This is a genomic window from Neobacillus camarae (genome assembly GCF_054950115.1).
Window position 1 is genome coordinate 532,572 of record NZ_JBUCKX010000002.1, and the last position, 25,610, is coordinate 558,181.

Here is a 25,610-nt window from a genome sequence, read left to right on the forward strand (position 1 = left end):
TTGTCATTACGGTGCTTGTCACCATTAGAAGGTAGCCAGGGGGACGGTTGACCCATGAAAAAGCTGTCTATTTCACTGGTTTCGAACCGTTACCTTGAAACCCCTATGGAACCCAAACAAACTCTTGGGCATATAGTAATTTGAGGTGACTGGAGTGAATCAACATTTTAAACAAGCATTTGACATCAATGTGTTGAAAATAGGACAGATTACCAATTCTGGAGTTTTTCAAATTGGCAGTGGGGCAGGCAAAGCCCAACAAGTTGCCCCGATTGGATATACGACAGTTGGAACTTCATTAGTTCCTTTAGGTGCTCCAGAAGAATTTGCTGTCCCATTACAAGCACCGGTACGTCAGAAATCCTAAGTTCAATTACCGAAATGTATTTTTAATAACCAGAGGGGACGGTTTAGTCGAAACCTTGCGAACCAACCGTCCCTGTTGACCCTGTTTCTTCCCCAATAATCATAATTGCCTCAGAAGTTCTTAATTCTTTATCCTCTGACTATAATCCTTGAATGCTTCATCTCTTTCTTTTAACGCATGCTTCACTCCATTTGTAATCGCACTTTCCCTCCATGCGATGCCTTCAGGCGTGTGCCGGGCAATTCCATCAAAAAGGATTCCAAAGGATTGGGTGGTGTCTAATCCCATATTTGAGTACATTTGATTTACATATAGCTTCATCATTTTTAATTGATTGGTAGGAAGGAGAGCTACACGATTGGCCAGTTCATTGACTTTTGTTTCTAGCTGGTCCCGAGGAACGGCTTCTAAAATCATCCCAATTTTGGCTGCTTCTACCGCATTAATTGAGTCACCCGTAAATAATAGTCTTTTGGCTCTTTCCATTCCTAAGCGGACAATCCACATGGGGGTTGTCGGAGCTCCCCAAACCCGGGTAGGCGGGTATCCAAAATGGGCGTCCTCAGAAGCAATAATTATATCGGCGCAAAGCACCATATCCGAGCCGCCGCCTACAGCCCAACCATGCACCTGGGCTATCACCGGTTTGGAACAGCGAAACAGGCTCATCATGGCATTGCTGTTTTTGGACATCCAGGTATAGTCATGAACGGGGTCCCAAACACCATTCCCTCCGCTGTCTTTGTTGCTTTCATCTTCTGTAATGATGTCGAGGTCGTACCCGGCGCAAAAGTTTTTCCCTTCGCCTTTTAAAACAATGACACGAACATCCTCGTTATGATCCGCTTCTAATACGGCTGCTTGCACTTCAAATAATAATTCGTTGGTGATGGCATTGAGGCGCTCCGGACGGTTTAGGCTGATGGTAGCGATTCGATTATCCACTGATAGTTTTATATTTTTATAATCCATAGTGATTCCTCCTGTTTGAAAAAACTAGATTCCAAGTTCCTCGATGACTTGTTTTTTGAGCGCCATCTTAATGACTTTCCCGCTGGCAGTCAGCGGAAACTCATCAATGAAAAAGATATATTTTGGCACTTTCTGATGGCTCATTTTACTTTTGCAGTAATGGATGATTTCTTCTTCCGTTAAAGTATCATCCTTATTTTTTTTGATGCAGGCTGCTGCCACTTCACCAAAATATTCATCTGGAACACCAACCACTTGAGCATCATTGATTTGAGGGTGTTGAAGAAGAATGTTTTCTATTTCTTTTGGATAGATATTTTCGCCTCCGCGAATAATCATATCTTTGATTCTTCCAATCACATTTAAATACCCTTCATCATCCATCATCCCGATATCACCGGTTCTGAACCATCCATCTGGACTTAGGACTTCTTTTGTTTGGCTTTCCATTTTGTAATACCCTGACATGACCAGGTATCCTCGAACCTGGATTTCCCCAGGGGTATGACAGTCTGTTACTTCGTCCGTCACAGGGTCAACAATCCGTACTTCCGTATGCGGAAGCGGCCTACCGGTGGAATGATGTCTTTTTTCTTCTGAGTCGTCTGGTGAGCCCAGTGTATAAAGAGGGCTCGTTTCGGTCATACCCATCAGAATGACCCCTTTTCCGCTGGATCGTTTTTCGAGTTTTTGCAGCGTAGTAGGAGGGACCGGGGCGCCTCCGCTCATGAAAACCCGCAGTGAGGGTAGACGGGCGTTTGTTCTTTCTAACTCATTCACTACCGCATGAAGCATGGTCGGTACACCGAAGAAATGGGTTGCCTTAAATCGGGCCATAATATCCACACAATCCGCTGCGGTAAAATAAGGGACTGGAAGAAGAGAGGCTCCTGCGGCGATCGCGCAAAGAATACTAATCACGCTTCCTCCCGTATGGAAAAATGGAAGGGGGGAGCAATAGATATCTCCTTTTCCTAACTTCCAGCGAAGACCTGAGAGTCTTGCATTATTGAGCACTCCTCTGTGTGTAATCATGGCTCCTTTAGGAAAACCTGTTGTACCTGAGGTAAACTGAATCTGAAAAGCATCAGAAGGCCTTACTAATAACTGTTTTTCCTTTAAAGCGCTGTCTGAAACCGTATCGCCCTTTGTATAAATGTCTTGAAAGGAGGAATGGTTAATATCTTCATTAAGTGTATCCGCTTCCAATTGGTCGAAAGTGATGATTTTCTGCAGCAGTGGAATCCTGTTCACGACATTTTGAACATCTGTCAGGAAGTTTCGGTTTTTAAAGTTTGATAGGAAGAAGAGAGCTTTGGAATCACTGGTTTTTAATACATATTCCACTTCATCGGCGCGGAGAGCGGGATTGACGGTCACCAGGACTAAGCCTAATTTCGCGGATGCTAATTGAAGCAATGGCCACTCAGGAATATTGGGGGCCCACACGGCGATGTGGTCACCGTACTGAAAACCTTCTGCAATCAGCCCTTTAGCAAGTTGGTTCACTTTCGTTTGATACTCTTTATAAGACCAGTGAATTTCCGGAATATTGAATTCCGGATACGGTTTATAACAGACGGCCAGCATGTCTGAAAATTGGTCTGCTTGCTCGTCAAAATAGTCTCCGACCGTCCTATCCAGCAATACGGCACTTTGTTCATCAGGATACCACTGAGCCTTTTTCGTTACATCCATACTCATACTTATTTAAGCTCCTTCCTTTTTATTTACTAACCAGTAAGTAAAGAATAGCACCACACCCAAAATTTGTAAATTTAATTTATTGATTATTCTGTATACAATGATTAAATTTTTGAAAAGGACCTAATCACGGGGGATGATTAATAATTTACAAAATAGGAAGTAAATGTTAATTTAATATCAACTCGTCATTTACTAACCAGTAAGTAATTAATAAGCTTATGTGATTATTGGATAAATAGATTCATAAATTATAGAGAAATGAGGGGATGATCTTGAAGGGTACTCCTGCTATAAGAGCAGAAAAAATAATTGCAGAAGCAAGTGAACTATTTTTTAAAAATGGTTATCGAAATACCAGTATGAAGGAGATTGCCCTTCAATTGAATGTTACACACCCTGCTATTTATTATTATTTTAAAAGCAAGGATGAAATCCTGGAAACTATTTTAAAAAATGTTTTGAATCGTGCGGAGACCTATTTAAGTGAAATACTGATCCTTGAAAAACCGGCCCATGAAAAGTTTCATATGATCATCGAGCAGCATACGCTTGCCATATTAGATAACAAAATTGAGATGGGGATTTTTTTTGAAGAACAAAAAAATCTGCCTGAAAGTATTACCAAAGAAACGGTAAGGCGGATCAATCATTATTATAAAGCCATCACGGATGTTTACAGGGAGGCCATGGGGCAAGGATATTTTGTTCAAATAGATCCCACAGTGGCGGTTCAATTGATTTTAGGAATGTGCAACTGGACCTATAAATGGTTTTCTCCACAAGGAACCTATAATAAAGAACAGATTAGTCAATTCGTTTCTGCTTTATTGAAGAATGGCTATTTTAATGAATGAAACCATGTTGATCGGGAAAGAGGGGAGAAGCAAGGTCTATGAAACATGAAAATACACTTATTGATCATGAATATATCAATTGGAATCAATTGGAAACGTTGATCCGTAAAACGATTCCAGACATCCCGGATGAAACCATGAAAATCAAGAAGTTTTCCGAAGGGTATTCCAATCATACGTACCTGCTGTCATTTGGAAGTTGGGAGTCGGTGTTAAGAAGGCCGCCGTTTGGTGAAATTCCAGCAAAGGCTCATGATATTGGGCGCGAGTATAGGATTCTATCAAAACTTCATGAGGTTTACCCGCTTGCTCCAAAACCCTACTTATACAGTGAAGATCCTGCCATCATGGGGAAGCACTTTTACTTAATGGAAAAAAAGCAAGGTGTGGTGATTAACGAAGTTTTGCCTGATTGTTACGGACCATCTGAGCAGGTTGGACCGGCCATTTCAAAAGGGATCATTCATAGTTTGGTGGAGCTTCAACAGGTAGACTACCAAAAGGCCAACTTACTGGACATTGGGAAGCCTGAAGGGTATTTGGAAAGGCAGGTCCATAGTTGGATTAAACGGAACGCTATGTCCAAAACAGATGAGTTTTGTGGGGTAAAGGAATTGGAGGCGTGGCTGATTAAGAATATGGCGCCAACGGATGACACGACTATTGTCCATAACGACTTTAAACTAAACAACCTGGTCTTGGATCCGAATGACCCTGGCATCGTAAAAGGGGTCCTGGACTGGGAAATGGCCACAATCGGTGACCCGATGACAGATATCGGCGCAGTTCTCGCCTTTTGGGGAGAAGGGAGCGATCCGGATTTTGGCATTTCGGTGGTGACCAACCAGCCGGGCTTTTTTTCAAGACGGGAAATGGCCGAACTGTATGCCCGGGTGAGCGGCCGCGACATCAAGGCGATCAACTTTCATGTGACATTTGGCTTTTATAAGCTTGCCGTCATCTTGCAGCAGCTCTATTATCGCTGGAAAAAAGGAGCAACGGATGATCAGCGGTTTGCCAGATTGCATATCCCGATTGCCAATTTATTTGAGATGGCGAATTTAACGAGGGCAAATAAAATTCTTTAAGTTAGAGGATGAGGGACCAGTGCATTCGGAATGTGTTGAAAGCGGGGCTCTGGTCCTTGTATCTAAAGTATTGATCTTGCTCAAATGAAAGGTGCCTATCCGCAAGTTGAATCCCCCGGTTCGGAGGGAAACATATACCGGTCTAATATGTTACTAGAATTCCCTCAGTTTATAGCTCGTCCTAATAATCATGGGAGGGTTGTCCTCTGCTGAACAATGAGTAGAGGACAACCTTCTTTGTCTATTATGCTAATAATTTCAAGAATCTCATTTTTAATCGGTTTTCTTAGGAGAGGCTGCAAGATAAATGAACAGGATGATCATCAGCCCTGTAATGATCACCGGGAGGAGAAGCGGACTCTCAACCTTCCCGTTTGAAAAAAGTTCGGAGGCTGCACTAGTTAGTTTAGCAGGACTCCATTTCATCCATTTCTCTAGGAGCGATGTCAATAATGACAAAATAATGCTCAATAATAGTACAAATGCTGCGGCGAGCCCACTGCTTTTTAGGCGGCTGCTGAAGAAAACGGTACAGGTTAATAAAAAGATAATCCAGAGAAAAAAGAGGCCCGTCCCGCTCATTAGTTTCATAAACGAGAAGTCACCAATCAATAGTTCTGTATAATACCAAGCCGCCAGCATGCCAAGGATGACTGACCCAAGGCTAAGAAGAAGCGCACTTACCCATTTTGCGGTGATATACGAAGTATAGCTTACAGGCTTAACCAAGATCATTTTGAACATGCCACTTCTCCGTTCAGCGGAAACAATCCCCATGAATGCGAGAACAAGGATGAGGACACCCATTTGGTTGAGCTGACCCAAGGTCTGTGAGAGTACTTCCCCACTTGAAGGCAATGGAATCTTGATAACCGTCCCTTTTGGAAGGTTACTCGCACTTTTCATGATTTCTGGCATGTAATAGCTTGTTACGGGCTGCAGAAGACCTAATAATATAAAGGTGAGCGGAATCCAGATGATTTTATAGTTTCGACTCATTTCAAGCCATTCTTTTCGAAATAGAACAAACCACGTGTTCATTTTCCCACCACCTTCATGAAAAGGTCCTCAAGCGTTGTTTGACCGATTGTAAGACTTGTTATCGGGAGCCCTTTTACAGTCATTTCAGCCAAAAGCTGGCTTCTTGCCAGTGGAACATCCTTCACAAATATCTTGACGGTGCCTTTATTACTATCCACCTTTGAGACTACATCCCACGCTTCAATACTACGCGCCCATGATTCTAAATTTTCATTCGCCGAAATGACAATAACGTCTTCTTGGTACTTTTTACGGATTTCTTCAAGAGAACCTGCAATGGAGAGAGTCCCTTTATTAATCAAAATGATATCATCACAAACTTCCTCGGCATCGTGAAGGATATGGGTCGAAAACAGAATGGTCATACTCCCTTTTAGCATCTTCATCATCTCAAGAATTTCCCTGCGGCCGACAGGGTCCAGGGCGGAGACCGGTTCATCGAGCATCAGCAGTTTTGGTTCATGAATCAATGCTTGGGCAATTCCAAGCCGCTGTTTCATTCCTCCTGAATAGCCGCCAATCTTGCGCTTTTTGGCATCGGCAATGCCCATGAGTTCAAGAAGTTCATTGGCCCGTTTGGATACTTTTGTTTTAGGCATTCCAAAGAGCTGTCCCGTAAATAGGAGGAACTCCAGTCCATTCATCCAAGGGAAAAAGACGGGTTGCTGCGGCAAGTAACCGATTTGGGCACGATAATCGGCTGTCTCATTCCCCAAAAACGCGATCGATCCGTTTGTTGGATGAAGCAGTCCTGCGAGCATCTCTAGTGTCGTCGTCTTGCCCGCTCCGTTTGGCCCAATAAGAGCCACGCAGCGTCCTTCTTCGATTAAAAAAGATAGGTCATTAACGGCAATCTGCTTGTCAAAGGTTTTGGTTAATTGCTTTACTTCTAACAACTTCATCTTTTTCAGCCCTCCCTCTAAAAGGATATGGATTTATGTATGCTTTTTTCCAAAAATAAAATACAAAATTGGGCCGAAAATGTTGATAAAAACAATGATTAGCACCCACATCCAACGTGGTCCGTTTGTTTTTTCGGCTTTGGAGAGATCGATTAACGCAACAATAATTAAGATAAACTGAATGGCAATTAGTGGTGCGATTAAAGCCCAGTTAATAGTAGAAAATGTCATCCCCTGTCTCCTCCTTAAATGTATTAGTATAACAATCTCTTGAAATCTCATTTAATCCAAATAAAAAAACGTCCTTACTACCATTGAAATAAAATGAGTTGAGGACGTTAACGTATTATTAATTATTCTAGTTCCATTATACCCCTCCTGTAAGAAAACTACAAAGATAGTAAAATGATGAACTAGAAGTAGAGAAAGGACAAAAATCATCATCCCATCTTAGTCCGCGGTGCGTTACGATTTGGCATCGAGGGCTTATTTATCATATAGTAGGTAATTTAAAAGTATTCCCCACTTTCTGTTACTTCCGCTTTTAGTACAGATAAAAATAAATCGAATGACATAGAAAAGTGACGATTAATGGAAAATGCTGTAGTGAGATTTTTCAGATTCACTTATAATAAATGAATAGTGAGTGGTCAAAAGTTATTACAACAATGAGAGGTGCTTATATTCATGATACAGTTTCATGACTTGCAGGACTTTTTACACAGTTATTCGAACGTTTCTAATTATTATGTTGGAGAACGAATTCCTAGTAAAAAAGAAGGCAATGCACGGTCGCACTATGAAATTTCTGGTGATGATACGTTATATGCCTTATTTGATGGAACGTTATGGGGCAGTGCGAAAGAAGGCTTGGCTATTACAACTTCAGGGATATACTGGAAAAATTTATTTACCAAACAACCATGTACACTCCTTTGGAAGCAATTTATTGCCCTGAATATTAGAAAAGAAGGAAAAGAAAAAATCCGCTTAGGTGAGAACCTTGAGTTAAATATTGTTTCATCTTTAAAGACAGACGGCCTATTAGCATTTTTAAAACAGCTTCAAATGGAAGTTGAGGCGGTGCTCGGGGATGACCTTTATCTTCGGAATATAGACAGCACTAAAGATGAATTGGCTTCCTCGCTTGAAGTTGAAACTTATCAGGAGAGTAAGCAAACTGAAATTGAAAATGGTTTAACTAAATTGCATAGAGACATAGCAGGTGAAAAGAAAGAGGAATTCAACCCTGAATTACCAGCAATGTTTGAAATAAATAGAAAGAAATTAATAAATTCCTATGATGATAATAAAAAAATATATAAAGGAACGAATTTTCATTCCTATCTTGAGGATCGTGCAAAGGCATTAAAGGGAAATGGTGTTTTTACAGGCTCCATTCCTCAGAAAAAAATAGATAATGCAAAAGAAACATATGCTTATTCTGTAAAAGCTGATGATATTGTAGCCCTCTACGACAATACGGTTTTTGGAAGCGCGAAGGAAGGGTTTATCCTGACTTATACTGGATTGTATACAGGGAATAAAAAGAGTGCTGGCTCTATTGATTTTACTAGAATGGATTCTATCACCCATCAAAGTGGGTCTACTTACTCCGTCATTACAGGCAGTGTAAAGGAAACTGTCGAGCTATTGTATGCCGATCAAAAGGTATTATTAGATATGGTTCGCAATATTATTCACTATCGGGAAATGGAATATACGATTGATGTGTTAGGCGAAGAGGCAAAAAAGAGGACGGGCCATATAAACATATCAAAGCTTATTGAAAAACTAGATTATTGCATTTCGATAGGAAAATACAATGATTCGCTTGAAATCGCTCAAGAGTTGTTAAACATTGGAACGAATCAAGAGGAAATATGTAAAGCTGTGGCAAGGGCCCTGTGTTCCATTGGGGAAGATTATTTCAGCAAAGGGTACTTTGATTTAGCGCTAGATGCTTTTGAAGCAAGCATTTCTTATCATCATAGTAATGGACAAGCCCTTGTTGGATTAGGATTGGTTTATGCGGAACGTAATAATTACTCTTCTGCCCTTGAGAATTTTAATGCTGCATTAGCCTTACAATCGGACCATGGAACAATCTTTGGATATTCAGGGTATTGTTATTTCAAAATGAAAAATTATAATAAAGCCCTTGAATTATTTACGAATGCATTAAAATTCAATAATGATTCTTATGAATTGTATTTGTTTCGGGCAGAGATTTTTATGGAAAAAAATCGATTACATGAGGCTATAGAAGACCTTACAGCCGTATTGGGTACGAACAAAAATGCAGCAAAAGCTTGGAAGATGAGAGGCGACTGCTTCTACAAGTTGAATAGTCTTGAAAATGCATTGGAAGACTTTTTGGCAGCTAGGAAAGGTGGAAATACGCAAGAAATTACCGAAAAGATTAGTTCTATTCGTGTTAACCTTCATCATTGGAAAGAAGCAATTGATGAATTGACAGCTGTCCTTCATTTTGGCGACAACCGTCCAGAAACGTATTTTAATCGAGCTTTTGCTTATAAAGAAACAGAGCAATACGAAAATGCGATTGCAGATTTTACCCAGGCTCTAGCTTTAGACGAATCCATGAAAAATGTCTACTTCCTTCGTGGACTATGTTACGAGAATTTTGAACAATATGAAACGGCAGAGAGTGATTTTAAAGCAGCTATTCAGTGTAATATAAACAAGGTAGAGGCTGAAAAACACCTAGCCATTGTAAGAGACGAGATTAAAAAAATGCAAGAAAGACGAGAAAAAGAGCAAAAGGAAAGAAAACGCAATGTGTTTGAGGCAATTGATCAATCGGATGTTACTAGGTTAAGATCACTGCTTCAGGGTATAAATAGCGATAAAGATGAAATGGGTCTAACCGTACTCATGCATGCCATAATTAGAGGGAAAACAGATGTAGCATCCGCTCTTATTCCTACCTCGGATATCGGGGCGAAAGATCACAATGGTTATACTGCCTTTGAAATTGCTGTCATTAAAAATAATATGGTGATTGCCCAGCAACTGTTTGAACAAATGTATGAAAAATCGTTCATTTCTAAAGGAATGGCGGGATTAAACAAATTAGGCGAAGCAGGCTTGAAAAAAACAAAGTCAACTTTGACTAGCGCGCTATATAAAACGTCAGACCCTTTTCAAAAAGATCAAATTAGAATCAAATTAGCTGAAGTAGAAGAGAATTTGCGTGAAGTGGAAAAAGCAAAAAGAAGAATGATGCGTGAGGAGCAGGAACAAAAGGAGAATAAGAGAAAAGAACTTATCTCAGCTGCAAAAGAGCGCTTTAGGAAAGATATTATCAATTTGTTAAACACAAACAATACAAGTAACGATCATGAGGCTGCCATTAAATTGAAAAATCAATTAGCCAAAGAAGAAGAGGCCTATCACACAAAATTGGGCGAATTAGAACTTGTTATGGCTCAGCTTGATGAACAATACAACAAGCAAATTGATGAGATTAAAAGCTTATATTATCGTAGCCTTGCTGGTGAAAAGGGAGAATTTGAGACAACAGCACAATATGAGGCAAGGGTAGCAGAACAAAATAAGAAGAAAGAAGAACTGGATCGCTTCCTTCTTTACCCTGGACTTGCGGAAGATCGCCAATTGATACTAGAAATTAGAAATGCGATTGAGGAAGCTGCGAAGAATTATACACTAGAGAAAGAGGAAATCATCTCTAGAAATGAACAACAGAAGGAAGAGCTTGCGAAAGAGTATCAATTGCATAAGCAACATCTGGAGCAGGAAATTGAAGAAGAGATGCGAAAATCTTCGATTGCGTTTGCTGATAGAAGGACTGATATTGAAATGCGCTTGCAACTGTTTATATTCTATGTTTCTCCTATATTATCAACACTATCTATTGGGCGTTATGATGCGGACAAACAGCATTTCCCAATTGCAATGGGTGAGAACAACAGACAAGTTCACGTGCCAATTGAAAAAGCACCACAATTTAAAGAAAACTTTGATTCTCATCATGTATTTATTGATGGCGAATTTACTATTAAAAACAATCAACCGTTATTTTCTTGGAATATCATCATTCAAACCGCAGAAGGAGATAAATACACTTTCGATAGTGGGATGAGTGCATAGGATTGTTTTTTTTCTTCATAAATTATGAAAGCTAATATAGCAAAAGGTACCTGACCAAATCGCATGTACGATTAGGTAGCAGGTACCTTTACTTTAGCTGCAAGCCTGATATTCACTCATAATATTGTTGATAATGGTTTTTACAGGTAGAATATCTTTGATTTCATGGACTCTTGCTCCGGCAAAAACAAGACCATTCTCGCAATCTCCATTCATCGTTGTAATCAAAGAATCTAGCGTACAAAAACGATAAGAACAATTTTTTAAGCAATCTTGACAGTTTTTAATTTTGACTTTTTTATCATCCGAAATCAGTTCAATAAAATGGTTCTTAATGGCACGACCCTGAAGACCCACCGTTGTTTTGACTAAAATCGTATCTCCCTGCTCGGCATGTACATATTTTTCTTTAAAGGATAGGGGTGCATCACACTCTTCACTAGCCACGAACCTCGTTCCCATCTGGACTCCAGACGCTCCCACTCGTATTGCTCTCGCAAGATCCTCTCCCGTCATAATTCCTCCTGCCGCAATAACCGGAATCTTAACAGCTTCCACTACTTCTGGCAAAATATCAAACAAAGGTCTGTCTGTACCAAGGTGTCCGCCGGCCTCATGACCTTCCACCACCACTGCTGCGGCACCAAGACGTTCTGACAACTTCGCCAGCTTTGCGGAAGATACAATCGATATGACGGGTATGCCCGCTTCTTTGCCCCAAGCATACATATCCCTTGAAATGCCAGCACCTGATATAATGAAATCTACCTTTTCCTCAATGGCTGCTTTCATTTTTTCAGCAAAGTCATTCATCGCGAAAAGAACGTTGACGCCAATATAGCCAGTATCCTTTATACTGTCCTTCGCTTTTCTGATTTCCCATCTCATTTCTTCGACAGAAATCCCAGTTCCCGATATGATTCCTATTCCCCCAGCATTCGCTACGGCAGATGCGAGTCCGCTTAAAGAAATTCCTACCCCCATACCACCTTGCATGATTGGAACCAACGGCTGCATATGACCTATTTTTAATTGTGGAATGTTCAACAAAAAGACCCCATTTCATTAAGTTGATTAAGTGGATGCTTACTATCCCTTAATTTAAGCAATAGGGTCTCTCAATCATAGTGACGTTTATAATGGTTGATCCTAAAAGGTCACCATAAATCTCTGTTTGCCACAGAACGTTCAAATTTATCGTTTTCTAGTATAAAAATGAATGAGATCCTTGTGTGTGAAATGATTTATTGTTGACAAAACACTTACCAACTACTAAAATTAAAAATTATTTAGAAATAATGAGCACTATTTTAAAATTGAATTATTAGCAGGCTATGATGGCTATGGATCACACTATAGCAGGAGCAGCTTCTGGAGAGACCGCGGGTAATCCGCGGCGCCGAAGGGTTCACAATCTCAGGCAAAAGGACAGAAGAGTATTGAATATCTATTTGTTGTGCTGATATTCGTCAGCATACAAATACTTATTTGTTATTCTTATGACTTAAGAGATTGGGAGAGTACCCAGTCTCTTTTTTTATTGCCCATTGTATCAAAACAGTAACTTCATACTGAGGAGGAGACAGAAGTGGCACAACAAGAATTAAAGAGGGATTTAGCCAATCGGCATGTTCAACTAATCGCGATTGGCGGCACAATTGGAACTGGATTATTTTTGGGATCGGGAAAAGCGATACAGCTGGCAGGCCCATCTATCATTTTTGCTTATCTCATCGTAGGGATGGCCGTGTTTTTTGTCATGAGAGCGCTGGGGGAACTGCTGTTGTCTAAAGCGGGTTATCAGTCTTTTACAGACATTGCCGAAGACTATCTTGGACCTCGGGCCGCGTTTGTAACGGGATGGACCTATTGGTTTTGCTGGATCATGACCGCCATGGCTGATGTGATTGCGGTTGGGGTCTATGTCCAATATTGGTTCGACATCCCCCAGTGGATACCGGCCGTCATCTGCTTAATCATTTTATTGGGACTCAATTTATTGACGGTCAAGCTTTTCGGAGAGTTAGAGTTTTGGTTTGCCCTGATAAAAGTCATCACTATTGTCGCATTGATCGTGCTTGGGGTTATTTTGCTGGTGATGGGATTCAAAACGGACGCCGGAAACGTAACGGTCCAAAATCTTTGGAACCATGGAGGACTTTTTCCCAACGGAATCACAGGTTTCTTGCTTTCTTTCCAAATGGTCGTGTTTGCCTATGTTGGTGTGGAATTGGTGGGGGTATCGGCAGCGGAAACCTCCGATCCGGAAAAAAATATCCCTTCTGCCATTAATAAAATACCTTTACGGATTCTATTTTTCTACGTCGGTGCTCTCATCGTCTTGTTATGCGTGAACCCGTGGATGGAACTGAATGCGGCAGAAAGTCCCTTTGTCAAAACGTTTCGTTTGGTCGGCATTCCGGTTGCAGCAGGGATCATTAATTTTGTCGTATTGACGTCTGCCGCTTCCGCTTGTAACAGCGGGATGTTTTCCACCAGCCGGATTCTATTTAATTTAAGCAAAAATAATCAAGCGCCATCCCATCTAGCAAAACTGAATCAAAATCATGTACCGAGCAACGCGTTAGGGATGTCCACGCTTGTCCTATCAGTGGGGGCTCTATTGAGCAAACTTGTTCCGGAACAAGCTTTTGGCATCGTGACCACCATTAGTGCGATTTGTTTTATTTGGGTGTGGGGGGTTATTCTAGTTTGTCATGTACGGTATAAGAAAACACGTCCCGAGTTGCACGCCAAATCCAAATTTAAAGCACCGTTGACCCCGTTCATGAATTATGTCGTCCTGACGTTGTTTGCCGTGATTCTCGTTATTATGCTGTTTGCAAAAGAAACACGTCCGGCTTTGTTGTTGACACCTCTATGGTTCATTCTGTTGTTTGTTTTGTATCCAGGTAATAGAAAGAAGGGAAACAAGACTAAAGCTGCATAGAATTGAAATATGCTCAATGATTCTTCAGAGTGATCAGGTACTGGCAATTATCGTGCTATGCTGACTATTTAGAGAGTCAGGAAATGAAAAATCCCAAAACCGGAAGAATAGCCGCTTTCCCTTAAATCTGAAATAATCAGGAGTTTGTCGGGCGGCTTTCGACGCCGCCGATCAGCTGAGAAGGACAATCACTGTCACGTTCAGTCCCTGGGATTGTGGCTGCGTCCGAGCATGGGCAAAACGGCCTTTGCACTACATCTTGCCTTCTGTACCGCCAAGCAGGACATTCCCCTTATTTTTGCACTCGAGAGTTCATGAACAAGTCGACAAAAGGTGGGGGAATGCGCCTGTGTCCTCGCGGTTAGGGAGTCTGGGACGGCTATCAGCAGCCCCTGAATCCCATTGCAAATCGTTCTTAATGGTAATGCGCAAGTTCCTTAGCTTGAACTATAGCTTCTAACATGCTATTTTCGTCTGCTATCCCCTTGCCTGCTATGTCAAATGCAGTGCCATGATCTACACTTGTTCTAATAATGGGCAAACCTACAGTAATGTTAACTCCTGATTCTAGACCCAAAACCTTAATAGGTACATGCCCTTGATCATGGTACATAGCCACGACTATATCAAAATCCCCACGTACTGCTCGGAAAAATAAAGTGTCTGCAGGAAGAGGACCGGCAACATTAATTCCTTCTTCGATTGCTTGATTAACGGCCGGGATGATTTTATCTTCTTCCTCTCCATTACCGAATAACCCGCCTTCTCCAGCATGGGGATTTATCCCGCAAACGGCAATTCGCGGTTTGTGTATTCCAGCATTTTCAAGCGTTTGGTGAGCCAAATTGATGACTTTATACACTCTTTCAGGATTAATAATATTCACAGCATTAATTAGTCCAGTGTGAGTAGTTACATGGATCACCTTTAATTTGGGGGAGGATAGCATCATGGCGTAATCAGAGGACCCTGTTAGATCAGCCAGAATTTCTGTATGTCCAGGGTACAAATGTCCTCCTTTTTGTAAGGCTTCTTTGTTGAGAGGAGCCGTGCATATAGCGTCAACTTGTTGTTTTTGTGATAGTTCAATTGCTTTTTTTAGGTATTGGAAAGCAGCATCTCCGGCTTTTTCAGATATTTTACCGAATGGTAGGTCATAAGGAAGTAAATTTAAGTCTATACAATTAACTACTCCATAGTTATAAGAAACGTCTTTTGGCATTTCAATGCTACGCAGTTCTAGATCACAATTAATGATTTCCTTCGCTTTTTGAAGAATATTTAAATCGCCTATGACAAAAGGGTGGCATATATCATATACCCTCTCGTGGGTAAGCGCCTTCATTATGATTTCTGGTCCAACTCCTGAGGCATCCCCCATAGTAATTGCAATGATTGGTTTAGTCACTTTAAATTTCTCCTTCCTGTTAAATAGTTCATGGCGTTAACTAAAGAATATAAATTCCCGAACGAACCGGCTTTTGTAATGGCATAAAATACTCTTTCACCATGAAGTCTTCCAATTGGGATACCAGGTTCGAATTCATCTAATAGTTCAATACTGTTAATTTCCATTGCTGAACAAATAGCTTTGGCGGTATCTCCCCCTGTTAAAATTAGGCCATTTATTTTATGGAATGCTAAAACCTGTGTAATGATTTCCCCCATATTTTTCATGATGAAATTAGAAGTCGCTGTATTATCTAAACCTAGCCCTCTAGCTAAATCCTGACAGGTTTGTATATGGGCATGAGTTGAATTCATTTGAAAGGAGACACTTTTTCCAGCATTAAGAGAAAGGTTTATAAGGGATATGCACCTACTTTTCTCCATTGCATTCTCCTGAGGAGACTTTAATAGAAGTAGGGGATCGATGACTATTGACTCTACGTAGTCCAGTTTACTTACCTCTGTTAATTGGTGATGTGTCTTTTCTGAGGCACTTCCTGATACTAATATGACTGGATTAGTAGGATTATTAATTTTTATTTTGGTTATCTGTTCATTTCGATTATGATAAAGAAATTTAGCTAACCCTGCTGACCCTACTGTTAAAACCTTGAATTTAAAGTTAGATATAAGTTCTGCTACTCTTATTAAATCATTGTCAGTCTCAGCATCGAAAATAAATAGTTCCACTCGATTATTTATTGCATTAAGTATAATCGAGCTGCACTCATTGAAGTCACCTCTTATTTGTGTAAGATTTACTAACTGACATTTCCTTTTTGATTGCTCTTTAAGAATTTCTAAAATGGAAGCCGTACTAATAGGGGTCACCGGGTCTTTTGCCATTTCGGTTTGATTAATCGGAATGTTATTCAAAAAGTGAATACCATTAATAGTTGTTCTCCCATTACTGGGGAAGGATGGTACTATAAACGCTGCTTTATAATGGAGTTCATCTAGAATTGCGTCAATTTCTTGGCCTATATTTCCACGTAAGGATGAATCTATTTTTTTGTAAATCGTGTGAAATTGATTACTTCTAATACATTTTGCTATTTTTGTTACACGATCATATGATTCGGTTTTCGATATCGACCTGCTATTAGTTTCTATTACGATTGCTTCAGACTTTTTTGATTCCTCCGTAAGATCCTTACAATCAAAAATCACCTCTGTTTTTAATCCCTTTTTGGCAAACTGTATCCCGGCATCGGTTGCACCTGTTAAATCATCAGCTATTATTAAAGTCTTACACAATGAAAGAACCTCCGATTTTTAGTTCACGAATAGTTTCAAATATAAAATTCTAAGTTTCAAATATAACTTTAAAAAACGGTGATTTAAATGTCAATATTTATTTAATAATCAAAAAATTTACATTTTTCATATTGACAAAGGAAATTTTATGAAATAACATGGGTAAAAATGGAACTAACAGTCCATATATGAAACTGATTATAGGAGGGGTAACTATTTGAAAAAGTATGGTATGTATATCGGCGGAAAGTGGGATCAAAGCTCAAACGGAGAAGAAATTTTGGTATTAAATCCGGCTAATGAATCAGTCATTGCTTCAGTTCCTAGAGGAGGCCGGCTGGAAGCAGAAAGGGCAGTTGAAGAGGCTAATAAAGCAAAAAGTGCATGGGCTTCTATGAATATTTTAGAAAGGGCTTCCATTATTAAAAGGACAGCCAAAAGAATAGAAAAGAATCAAGAATATTTGGCAAAGGTTATAGTTCAAGAGCAAGGAAAACCCATTCAGGAAGCTATTGGGGAAGTACAAGGGGCAATTTTTATGCTAGAGTACGCTGCGAATTCTGCCTTACATATAGAGGGAGACATTCTTCATTCAAGTTTTGAAGACGAGCAGGTCCTAATCTTTAAGGTTCCGCACGGAGTAGTCTTAGGAATTACCCCTTGGAATTACCCATTGGCTGTGCCTGCGAGAAAGATAGCACCTGCATTAATTACAGGTAATACAGTCATCTTAAAACCACATGAGGAAACACCTATATCCGCTTTAGAATTAGCTAAAATGTTTGAATTAGAGGGTTTGCCAAAAGGGGTATTAAATGTCGTTACCGGTACAGGTGAGGAAGTTGGGGTTCCCCTAGTTAACAATTCAGGAGTTGACTATATAACTGTCACAGGATCTGTGCGAGCTGGGAGAAATATATATACTTCTGCAGCCAAAAATATTATCCCAGTTTCCTTAGAACTAGGCGGTAAAGCACCATTTATCGTTTTAAATGATGCAGATGTGGATCTCGCAGTCAAACATGCAGTTGATTCGAGAATGGCAAATTGCGGGCAAGTATGTATTTGTAATGAAAGAACTTATATTCATGAGGATATCTACGATGAGTTCATTACTAAATTTGAAGCAGAACTTAAGAACATTCAAATAGGCGATCCAATGGATATTAGGACGCAACTGGGACCAAAAGTAAATAAAACAGAGCTTACTAAAATACACAACATGGTTCTGAAAGCTCGTGATCAAGGCGCGACAATCGTAACTGGAGGAAACCCACTTCAAGAAGGGGAATTCCAAAGAGGATATTGGTACCCGCCTACCCTATTAACGGATGTAAAACAAAATATGGAAATTGTCCAGGAAGAGGTATTTGGTCCTGTTATTCCAGTTATTAAATTTTCAAATTTTGAAGAAGCTCTAGAAATGGCGAATGATTCAAGCTTTGGCTTATCGGCTTACTTGTTTACAAATGATTACAAAAAGATTATGAAATCAGTTCATCATATTGATTTCGGCGAAATTTATATCAATAGATCTGGTCCGGAAAGTTTTCATGCATTTCATGGCGGTTATCGTAATAGTGGAGTTGGGGGTGATGATGGTAAATATGGCCTTGATGGTTATATGAAGAAAAAAACAGTCTACATGAACTATCAATAGATTGTTTGGAAGTTGTAAGAGATTCGTTGTTATAAAAGAATAGGAGGAAATTAGAATGACTCTAGTAAGTATGAAAGATGTATTGAATGATGCAATGAACAACCAGTATGCTGTTCCAGCTTTTAATGTATGTAACTTGGAATATTGTAAAGCAGTCATAGAAACTGCGGAAGAGGTTAAGGCCCCGGTAATTGTTGCTATTCACCCTGTGGAAAATAAGTATGCAGGTATTGAAGTTCTAACGAATATTGTAAAGACTTTGGCAAATAAGGTTAGTGTTCCAGTCGTTTTACACCTTGACCATGGAGATGGTATTGGGACTACCGTACAGAGTATGAGATATGGGTTCACCTCGGTCATGTATGATGGCTCCAAATACGAGTTTAGTGAAAACGTATACAATACAAAAGAGGTTGTGAAAATTGCCCATTCAGTTGGAATACCTGTAGAAGGAGAACTGGGGATTGTTGGGGGAGCAGAAGGAGACGATTACGTCCATGTTGATAGTCTTGATTTGGATCAACTTACTGACCCTGATACTGCTGTCACCTTTGTAAAGGAAACGGGAATTGATTCCTTAGCTGTCGCGATTGGTTCTGCCCATGGTTTGTATAAAGGAGAACCGAGAATTGACATTGAAAGGCTTAAGCAAATTAGAAGTAAAGTGGATATTCCTCTAGTGCTTCATGGGGGATCAGGCACACCAGATAAAGTGATTGTAGAATGTATAAAAAATGGCATTTCAAAAATAAATATTGCCTCAGAACTTAAATATGCGTTTCATAAAGGCATTGTTGATTTGATTGAAGAAAACCCTAGTGTATATGAGCCTTTAGTAGTTTTAGAGGCAGCACAAAAGGCTGCAAAGGAATTAGTAAGGTCAAAGTTTGAATTGTTTCAAACAGAAGGAAAAGCAAAAAACTTCAATAAAGTTCTTATCTAGTTTTAGTCATTACTATTCGTTAACCATTGGAGGGAAGTATATGAAAAAAGGTTTGCTGTTGACTTTGGTTTTCATTGTATTTTTATATATTGCGGGTTGTTCTTCAAGCACGAATGAGGCGGGAGGAACCAAAAAAGATAGTAAGGTCACAATTGGAGTTTCATTACAAAACTTAAGTAACCCATTTTTTGTAGCCATGTCAAACGGAGCTAAAGAAGGTGCTAAAGAACATGGGGCTGATGTAATTGTAGTGGGTGCAGATGATGATATTGCGAAGCAGACATCACAAATAGAAGATTTGATCGCCAAAAAAGTAAGTATGATTATACTCGCCCCTGTTGACTCTAAGGGTATTGCAGGTGCAGTAGCTGAGGCAAAAAGTGCTGGCATTCCAGTTATCTCAGTAGATTCAGGAGCAGATGGCGGAGTAGATTCTGTTGTAACTTCCGATAATGTTCTTGCCGGAAAGTTGGCAGGAGAATATATTATTAAACAGCTAAATGGAAAGGGAAATGTTGTAGTTCTAGGGGCAGTTCCGAATACTGCAGTTGATGATAGATTAGCAGGGTTTAAGGAAGCTATTAAAGATGAGTCTGGGATCAAAATAGTAGCCACACAAAATGGTAAAGGGACGCGTGAAGGCTCCGTAACTGTCATGGAAACCATACTACAAGCAAACCCATCAGGTAAAATTGATGCAGTATTCGCCATCAATGACCCTTCTGCCATTGGAGCTCAGATTGCAGCAGAGCAGGCAAACCGAGATTCCGAAATGTTCTTTGTTGGTGTTGATGGCTCACCAGATGGAGAAAAAGCATTAAAAGAAAAGAAAAAATTCTATGCAACTTCTGCACAACATCCATTTGATATGGTGAAGACGGGTATTGATACAGGCTTTAAAGTTATAGATGGCGAAAAAGTTGATAAGTTAATTAAAGTTCCTGTTGACCTGATTACACAAGATGATATTGATAGCTATAAAGGTTGGTAATAATAAATTGCGGTGATGCGCTTCATAAAGAAGCGCATCATTTAAAACTTATTGATTAGAGGTGTTAGGGCAGTGGTTAAATCACCTATAGATAAGTATAACTCTACAGGTCTAAATGAGATTTTAAGCATGGAGGGGATTTCAAAATCTTTTTCAGGTGTTAGTGTGTTAAGGAATATAAACCTTCATCTGTTCGAAGGAGAAGTTCATGCCCTTATGGGTGAAAATGGTGCAGGAAAGTCTACGTTAATGAAAATAATGGCTGGTGTCCACCAACCTGATCAAGGAACTATTAAATTTCGAAATAAACAAATTAACTGGAACAATCCCATGCAAGCACGTGAACATGGCATAAGCGTGATTCATCAAGAACTAAATCTTTCTCCAAACTTAACAATTGGAGAAAATATTTTGATGGGTACAAAATATCCTAAAAACAAGCTGGGATTTGTTCAATATAATGAAGTTCATGAAAAGGCTCAAGCGATATTGGAATCTATTGGATCTAACCTTGACTCGAAAGCATATGTTTCCACTCTAAGCGTTGCTCAACAGCAGATGGTAGAAATTGCAAGGGCGTTATCTATTAAAGCAGAGGTCCTAGTGATGGATGAACCGACAGCTTTGCTTACAGATAAAGAAATAGAGAAATTATTTGTCATCATTCAGGAATTAAAGAAGCAAGGAGTAGCTATTGTTTATATATCTCACCGGATGGATGAGATTTTTAAGATATCAGATAGGTGTACAGTTCTAAGAGACGGTAATTTTATAGATTCATATCCTATTTCAGAAACAAATCCTGACCATTTGGTCAACATGATGGTTGGACGTGAAATGAAGGAACTTTTTCAAAGGACCATAGTAAAAAGTAAAGAAGCAAAGGAAAAAACTCCAGTATTAGAAATAAAGGGATTATCAGATAATAAATTACTAAAAGATATATCCTTAAAGGTTCATGCAGGGGAAATCGTTGGGATTTCAGGACTGGTAGGAGCGGGCAGAACAGAGTTGGTTAGATCCGTATTTGGATTAGAACCCATTTCTAAAGGAGACATATTTATTAATGGCAAGAAAGTAAAAATATCCTCCCCGCAAGATGCAATAAAACATGGCATTGCGCATGTTCCAGAGAGTCGTAAAGAACAAGGGCTCTTCTTAAATATGTCAGTCAAGGAAAACATTCTACTGGCACAGATGAGTAACTATAGAAAATTAAAATTACTAGATTGGGCAAAGATTAATGATAGTGCAACTGATTTTATCAAAAGCTTAGATATTAAAGTGGCAAATATGGAACAGCAGGTTGTTAATTTAAGTGGAGGTAACCAACAAAAGGTATTACTTGCAAGATGGTTATCCATTAAACCAAGGGTATTACTGCTCGATGAACCTACCCGAGGAGTGGACATAGGGTCGAAAACTGAGATTCACAAAATAATATGTGAACTTGCAAATAGTGGATTAGCGGTATTAATCATTTCATCAGAGTTACCGGAAGTACTGTCAATTAGTGACCGAATATTAGTCATGCATGAAGGTAAAGTAAAAGCCAACTTGTTACAGCAAGAAGCCACTCAAGAGAAAATTATGCATTATGCTATGGGAGGAGTTTAATATGAATAGTGGTACAGAAACACAGTTTGCCCCCGTCACAAAAAGTAGAATAGGATCTACCATGTCTATAATATGGAATCAATTAGGAATGTTTTTAGTCCTTATTGTCTTATTTATAGCCCTTTCCTTTATGGCACCCAACTTCTTAGATACTGTCAATATGTTAAATGTTGTAAAACAAGTGAGCATCACAGCCATTATTGCAGCGGCCATGACATTGGTCATCTTAACGGGGGGAATTGATCTCTCTGTAGGTTCAATCCTGGCTGTATCTGGTGTAGTGTCTGTCATGCTGGTAGAGAACGGTGCAAATGTATTCCTCGCTATGTTTATTGGAATGGTTATAGGATATATTGCTGGACTAATCAATGGATTTTTTATTGCCAATACAAAACTTCCTCCTTTTATTGTAACGTTGGGAAGCATGACCTATCTAAGAGGTATAGCCTATGTATTGTGTGGAGGAACCCCTATCGTTCTTTCATCAACCACCTTTAAGTTTTTCGGTTCTGGAAACATCATTGGAATACCAACACCTGTCTTTATAATGGTATTTGTATACGTTATCATATTTATAGCCCTTAAATATACCATGTTTGGAAGACATGTTTATGCTATTGGTGGTAATGAGGAAGCTGCGAGACTTACTGGGATTAAAGTTGAAAGAAACATACTGCAGGTTTATGCCATTAGTGGATTGTTATCAGGGGTGGCTGGAGTAGTACTTGCAGGCAGATTATATTCCGGTCAACCTAATGCCGGTATCGGAATAGAACTGGATGCTATTGCAGCAGTCATCCTAGGTGGGACTAGTTTTACTGGTGGAGTTGGAAAGATTCAGATGACCATTGTTGGGGTCTTAATAATGGGTTTTATCGGAAATGGCCTCACACTGTTGGATGTCGATTATTATTGGCAGCAAATCGTCAAAGGTGGAGTCATCGTACTTGCTGTTCTTCTTGATCGCCTTAGAATGCGGAATAATGGTTAGAGCATAAGTAGGTTTCATAATCTGTTTCTTCTTATTTTATAAGGACCAGGCGAAGTTACATTTACTCATTATTCGATAGAAACGCTTCAATCAAGAATATATATTTTAAGGGCTTCCAAATTGAATAATGATAACTATTTAAAATAAGGGGGGGCAAAACTGCTTGCTATATTTAGGAATTGATCTGGGGACTACAAATTGTAAGATATCCTTGTTTGATGAGATTGGTGATTTGGTAGATTATGCACATTTCCCCACACCATCAAATTTTCCCCATAAAGGCTGGGCTGAATATGATCCTGATCATCTATGGGAATTACTTACAAAAAGCATTAGAGAGCTATTGAAGATTGAAAATAGAGGCTTAGAAGTTGCAACTGTTGGTTTTAGTAGTCAAGGTGAGTCTGGCTTGTTGGTAGATCAGGCTAACAAGCCATTAACTCCAATTATAGCGTGGTATGATACAAGAACTCTAAAACTAGTTGATCAATGGAGGGAATTGATCCCAACTGAAGAGCTTTATGAGATAACTGGCCTGGAAGTACAACATATATATAGTCTTTTAAAAATTCAATGGCTAAAAGATAACGAATCAAATGTATATCAAAAAGCAGATAAATGGCACTGTTTATCAGATTATTTTGCGCGCAAAATATCTGGGGTAGCATCAATGGATTATTCTCTTGCATCACGTACCATGGCATTTGACATCCAAAAATTGGTGTGGAGTGAAAGGCTGATAAAGCTTGCTGGAGTTGATCGACAACTATTTCCTGAAGTGTATCCTTCAGGGCAGATTTTAGGAAAAATCTTACCTGAGATATCCACCATATGGGGGATTAATCCCGGAACAGTGGTGGTTACTGGCGGATTTGATCACATGGTGGGCTGTGCAGGATTAGATGCAAAACAATCTAATGTAATTGTTGCATCAATCGGAACCACGGAGTCTGTATGTTTATTTCAAGAAACTTTTGGGGATACAAGACATAACAATGGCTATACACTTGGACGACATGTCCTGCCTAATGCCTATTATAAATTAGGGAGTATGCCTTCTGGTGGAGAGACAATAGATTGGGCCATTAAAGTTATACTAAATAAAGATCCCAATCCTGAGACCTATTTAGAATTTACTAACCTAGTAAATAAAAGTTCAGTTGGAAGTAATGGAGTATTATTCTTGCCACATATAAAAGGCTGCGTTATTCCTGAGGTTAATCAAGAATCTAAAGGGAGTTTTTGGGGATTATCCATAAACTCACGAACAGAAGATTTATGTCGCGCAGTGGTTGAAGGTATCTGTTATGAGTTTAGATTAGTACTTGAATATGCACAACAAGGGAACATCGAGAAAGTCATTGCAATGGGGGGAGGAACCAAAAATTCACCCTGGATGCAATGTAAAGCAGATATCTTAGGCATACGAATAGAAGCGATTGACGATAAAGATCTAGTCCCTTTTGGAGCAGCTGCTTTAGGGGCAAAAGCTATTGGCAGAGAAATAGTTAGTGGAAATTTAGAAATAATCAAGAAGAAGATTTATGAACCGAATGAAATCAACCATAAATATTACAATCGTGTTTACCAAAAAGTATATAAGACATTATATAAAAGACAACAGGGAATAGATAGGATGATAACAGAGTCAGCCGAATTACTAATATAAGATTTTATTGGTAAGTTAATTTTGAACAATATATGTTAATAGGTAAAGACCTATTTGCTATAAGAAGGATATGTTATAAAATACTTACCGAATTTCCTATCATTTCAGAGAGGAAGATTATATGGAAGCTAAGGAAAGTATTAAAGAGAATAAAAATTCGATCCCAGCAGTAGAGCGAACCTTGGAAATCTTAGAATTGTTGTCCGACTATGAGGATCCTTCAGGAATAGGGTTTGAAGAAATATTAACAATGACTAATTTACCAAGAAGCACTGCATTCCGGATTTTATCTACTTTAGAAAGAAAAGCGTTTGTTGAAAAAACTACTCAAGAAAAATCGATAAAGTGGAAAATTGGAATTGGTCTCATGAGGATTGGATTAGAACAGGTTTCTAAAATGAACATCCGCTCTGAAGCCATGCCTGTGATGAAATGGTTATCTGATGAAACGGATGAATATGTCCAATTAGGAGTTCTATTCCAAGGCAAAGTGATGTATATCGAGCACATTAAAAGACTGAAACAATTATCTATGTACGCTGAATTAGGCTCTCTTTTGCATGCTAACTTGAGCGCTGCGGGCATGGTGTTATTAAGTGATTTATCTCCAACTCTTATTGATCAAATTATTTCAGAAAACGGGTTACCAAAGAGTACGGAAAAAACTATCACATCTCCAGAAGAATTTAAGAACAAATTAAATGAAGTAAGAATGAACGGTTATGCCATTGATGATGAAATGTTTGCAGTCGGTATACGTTGTATTGCAGCTCCTATATATGACCATTCCGGAAAAGCGATAGCTGCAATAGGTATATCCGGATTTGCTAGTCATATATCAGGAATAGGATTGGAAAGAAAAAAGAATTTAGTAATAGAGGCTGGTTATAGAATATCTGAAAGACTAGGTTTTAAAAATAAATAAATGAACTTAATACTAATTGTTCTAGCTTGAAAGGTCTGGATTAGGAAAGGTACCTTTTTAAGAGCCGGAACATAAAAAGGCACAACGAGCCAA

The 25,610-nt window shown here is 39.3% G+C and carries 20 protein-coding genes and 1 riboswitch; of the genes, 12 read left to right on the forward strand and 8 right to left on the reverse strand.

The features are described from left to right. Positions 1–154: 154 nt before the first annotated feature. Positions 155–367 carry a spore germination protein GerPB gene (locus ACY8D0_RS10325; protein WP_462410422.1) on the forward strand — a complete coding sequence of 71 codons (213 nt, stop codon included), beginning with the start codon at positions 155–157 and terminating at the stop codon, positions 365–367. Between the two features lie 120 nt (positions 368–487). On the opposite strand, the gene ACY8D0_RS10330 is transcribed toward ACY8D0_RS10325, so the two are convergent. Further along, on the reverse strand, positions 488–1,339 hold the full coding sequence (locus tag ACY8D0_RS10330) for a crotonase/enoyl-CoA hydratase family protein (RefSeq protein WP_462410423.1): 852 nt from the start codon (positions 1,337–1,339) through the stop codon (positions 488–490). 24 nt (positions 1,340–1,363) lie between these two features. After that, positions 1,364–3,043, reverse strand: coding sequence for an AMP-binding protein (locus ACY8D0_RS10335; protein ID WP_462410424.1), 1,680 nt, complete (start codon positions 3,041–3,043; stop codon positions 1,364–1,366). Between the two features lie 275 nt (positions 3,044–3,318). Here ACY8D0_RS10335 and ACY8D0_RS10340 point away from each other — a divergent pair, with 275 nt between their 5' ends. Then, on the forward strand, positions 3,319–3,900 hold the full coding sequence (locus ACY8D0_RS10340) for a TetR/AcrR family transcriptional regulator (protein WP_462410425.1): 582 nt from the start codon (positions 3,319–3,321) through the stop codon (positions 3,898–3,900). Positions 3,901–3,938: 38 nt separating this feature from the next. After that, the gene (locus ACY8D0_RS10345) at positions 3,939–4,988 is read left to right on the forward strand and encodes a phosphotransferase family protein (RefSeq protein WP_462410426.1); all 1,050 of its coding nucleotides are present in this window, start codon (positions 3,939–3,941) and stop codon (positions 4,986–4,988) included. Positions 4,989–5,261: 273 nt separating this feature from the next. Here the strand turns inward: ACY8D0_RS10345 and ACY8D0_RS10350 are convergent, their stop codons facing one another. The 3 genes from ACY8D0_RS10350 to ACY8D0_RS10360 are packed head-to-tail and all read right to left on the reverse strand — an operon-like array spanning position 5,262 to position 7,162. Beyond that, positions 5,262–6,029, reverse strand: coding sequence for an ABC transporter permease (locus ACY8D0_RS10350; RefSeq protein ID WP_462410427.1), 768 nt, complete (start codon positions 6,027–6,029; stop codon positions 5,262–5,264). Then, positions 6,026–6,931, reverse strand: coding sequence for an ABC transporter ATP-binding protein (locus ACY8D0_RS10355; protein WP_462410428.1), 906 nt, complete (start codon positions 6,929–6,931; stop codon positions 6,026–6,028). Before ACY8D0_RS10355 ends, ACY8D0_RS10350 begins: the two co-directional genes overlap by 4 nt. A 33-nt stretch (positions 6,932–6,964) precedes the next feature. Continuing rightward, entirely contained in the window at positions 6,965–7,162 is a 198-nt protein-coding gene (locus ACY8D0_RS10360; protein WP_462410429.1) for a PLD nuclease N-terminal domain-containing protein, read from the reverse strand. A 456-nt stretch (positions 7,163–7,618) separates the two neighbouring features. Here ACY8D0_RS10360 and ACY8D0_RS10365 point away from each other — a divergent pair, with 456 nt between their 5' ends. Beyond that, positions 7,619–11,065, forward strand: a complete 3,447-nt coding sequence (locus ACY8D0_RS10365; RefSeq protein WP_462410430.1) for a tetratricopeptide repeat protein — start codon at positions 7,619–7,621, stop codon at positions 11,063–11,065. Between the two features lie 93 nt (positions 11,066–11,158). Here ACY8D0_RS10365 and ACY8D0_RS10370 read toward each other — a convergent pair whose 3' ends face one another. After that, a complete protein-coding gene (locus ACY8D0_RS10370) occupies positions 11,159–12,112 on the reverse strand; it encodes an NAD(P)H-dependent flavin oxidoreductase (RefSeq protein ID WP_462410431.1) in 954 nt (317 codons plus the stop codon). Positions 12,113–12,426: 314 nt separating this feature from the next. Beyond that, positions 12,427–12,507: riboswitch (glycine riboswitch) on the forward strand. Positions 12,508–12,653: 146 nt separating this feature from the next. Between ACY8D0_RS10370 and ACY8D0_RS10375 the strand changes: the two genes are divergently transcribed. Continuing rightward, positions 12,654–14,015: an amino acid permease gene (locus tag ACY8D0_RS10375; protein ID WP_462410432.1), complete on the forward strand. Its 1,362-nt coding sequence runs from the start codon at positions 12,654–12,656 to the stop codon at positions 14,013–14,015. Between the two features lie 415 nt (positions 14,016–14,430). Here the strand turns inward: ACY8D0_RS10375 and pdxA are convergent, their stop codons facing one another. Then, positions 14,431–15,396 (reverse strand): 4-hydroxythreonine-4-phosphate dehydrogenase PdxA, encoded by a 966-nt coding sequence (gene pdxA, locus ACY8D0_RS10380; protein WP_462411340.1) that lies wholly within the window; start codon positions 15,394–15,396, stop codon positions 14,431–14,433. Positions 15,397–15,419: 23 nt separating this feature from the next. Further along, positions 15,420–16,721 (reverse strand): four-carbon acid sugar kinase family protein, encoded by a 1,302-nt coding sequence (locus ACY8D0_RS10385; protein ID WP_462410433.1) that lies wholly within the window; start codon positions 16,719–16,721, stop codon positions 15,420–15,422. A gap of 217 nt (positions 16,722–16,938) precedes the next feature. Here ACY8D0_RS10385 and aldA point away from each other — a divergent pair, with 217 nt between their 5' ends. The 7 genes from aldA to ACY8D0_RS10420 all read left to right on the forward strand — a co-directional run bounded on the left by aldA (position 16,939) and on the right by ACY8D0_RS10420 (position 25,517). Then, positions 16,939–18,381: an aldehyde dehydrogenase gene (aldA, locus tag ACY8D0_RS10390; RefSeq protein WP_462410434.1), complete on the forward strand. Its 1,443-nt coding sequence runs from the start codon at positions 16,939–16,941 to the stop codon at positions 18,379–18,381. Positions 18,382–18,436: 55 nt separating this feature from the next. Next, complete coding sequence (locus ACY8D0_RS10395) at positions 18,437–19,324, forward strand: class II fructose-bisphosphate aldolase (RefSeq protein WP_462410435.1); 888 nt, start codon at positions 18,437–18,439, stop codon at positions 19,322–19,324. A 40-nt stretch (positions 19,325–19,364) separates the two neighbouring features. Further along, positions 19,365–20,315: a substrate-binding domain-containing protein gene (locus ACY8D0_RS10400; protein WP_462410436.1), complete on the forward strand. Its 951-nt coding sequence runs from the start codon at positions 19,365–19,367 to the stop codon at positions 20,313–20,315. A gap of 72 nt (positions 20,316–20,387) precedes the next feature. Continuing rightward, positions 20,388–21,932 carry a sugar ABC transporter ATP-binding protein gene (locus ACY8D0_RS10405; protein WP_462410437.1) on the forward strand — a complete coding sequence of 515 codons (1,545 nt, stop codon included), beginning with the start codon at positions 20,388–20,390 and terminating at the stop codon, positions 21,930–21,932. Positions 21,933–21,993: 61 nt separating this feature from the next. Further along, positions 21,994–22,923 carry an ABC transporter permease gene (locus ACY8D0_RS10410; protein ID WP_462411341.1) on the forward strand — a complete coding sequence of 310 codons (930 nt, stop codon included), beginning with the start codon at positions 21,994–21,996 and terminating at the stop codon, positions 22,921–22,923. Positions 22,924–23,086: 163 nt separating this feature from the next. Further along, a complete protein-coding gene (locus tag ACY8D0_RS10415) occupies positions 23,087–24,592 on the forward strand; it encodes an FGGY-family carbohydrate kinase (RefSeq protein WP_462410438.1) in 1,506 nt (501 codons plus the stop codon). 121 nt (positions 24,593–24,713) lie between these two features. Continuing rightward, a complete protein-coding gene (locus ACY8D0_RS10420) occupies positions 24,714–25,517 on the forward strand; it encodes an IclR family transcriptional regulator (RefSeq protein ID WP_462410439.1) in 804 nt (267 codons plus the stop codon). Positions 25,518–25,610: the final 93 nt, after the last annotated feature.

Coding starts and splice junctions, on each gene's coding strand:
- ACY8D0_RS10410 (WP_462411341.1), top strand. CDS start 21,994: ATGTCTATAATATGGAATCAATTAGGAATGTTTTTAGTCCTTATTGTC.
- ACY8D0_RS10345 (WP_462410426.1), top strand. CDS start 3,939: ATGAAACATGAAAATACACTTATTGATCATGAATATATCAATTGGAAT.
- ACY8D0_RS10365 (WP_462410430.1), top strand. CDS start 7,619: ATGATACAGTTTCATGACTTGCAGGACTTTTTACACAGTTATTCGAAC.
- ACY8D0_RS10420 (WP_462410439.1), top strand. CDS start 24,714: ATGGAAGCTAAGGAAAGTATTAAAGAGAATAAAAATTCGATCCCAGCA.
- pdxA (WP_462411340.1), bottom strand. CDS start 15,396: ATGGGGGATGCCTCAGGAGTTGGACCAGAAATCATAATGAAGGCGCTT.
- ACY8D0_RS10400 (WP_462410436.1), top strand. CDS start 19,365: ATGAAAAAAGGTTTGCTGTTGACTTTGGTTTTCATTGTATTTTTATAT.
- ACY8D0_RS10350 (WP_462410427.1), bottom strand. CDS start 6,029: ATGAACACGTGGTTTGTTCTATTTCGAAAAGAATGGCTTGAAATGAGT.
- ACY8D0_RS10330 (WP_462410423.1), bottom strand. CDS start 1,339: ATGGATTATAAAAATATAAAACTATCAGTGGATAATCGAATCGCTACC.
- ACY8D0_RS10355 (WP_462410428.1), bottom strand. CDS start 6,931: ATGAAGTTGTTAGAAGTAAAGCAATTAACCAAAACCTTTGACAAGCAG.
- ACY8D0_RS10360 (WP_462410429.1), bottom strand. CDS start 7,162: ATGACATTTTCTACTATTAACTGGGCTTTAATCGCACCACTAATTGCC.
- ACY8D0_RS10335 (WP_462410424.1), bottom strand. CDS start 3,043: ATGAGTATGGATGTAACGAAAAAGGCTCAGTGGTATCCTGATGAACAA.
- ACY8D0_RS10395 (WP_462410435.1), top strand. CDS start 18,437: ATGACTCTAGTAAGTATGAAAGATGTATTGAATGATGCAATGAACAAC.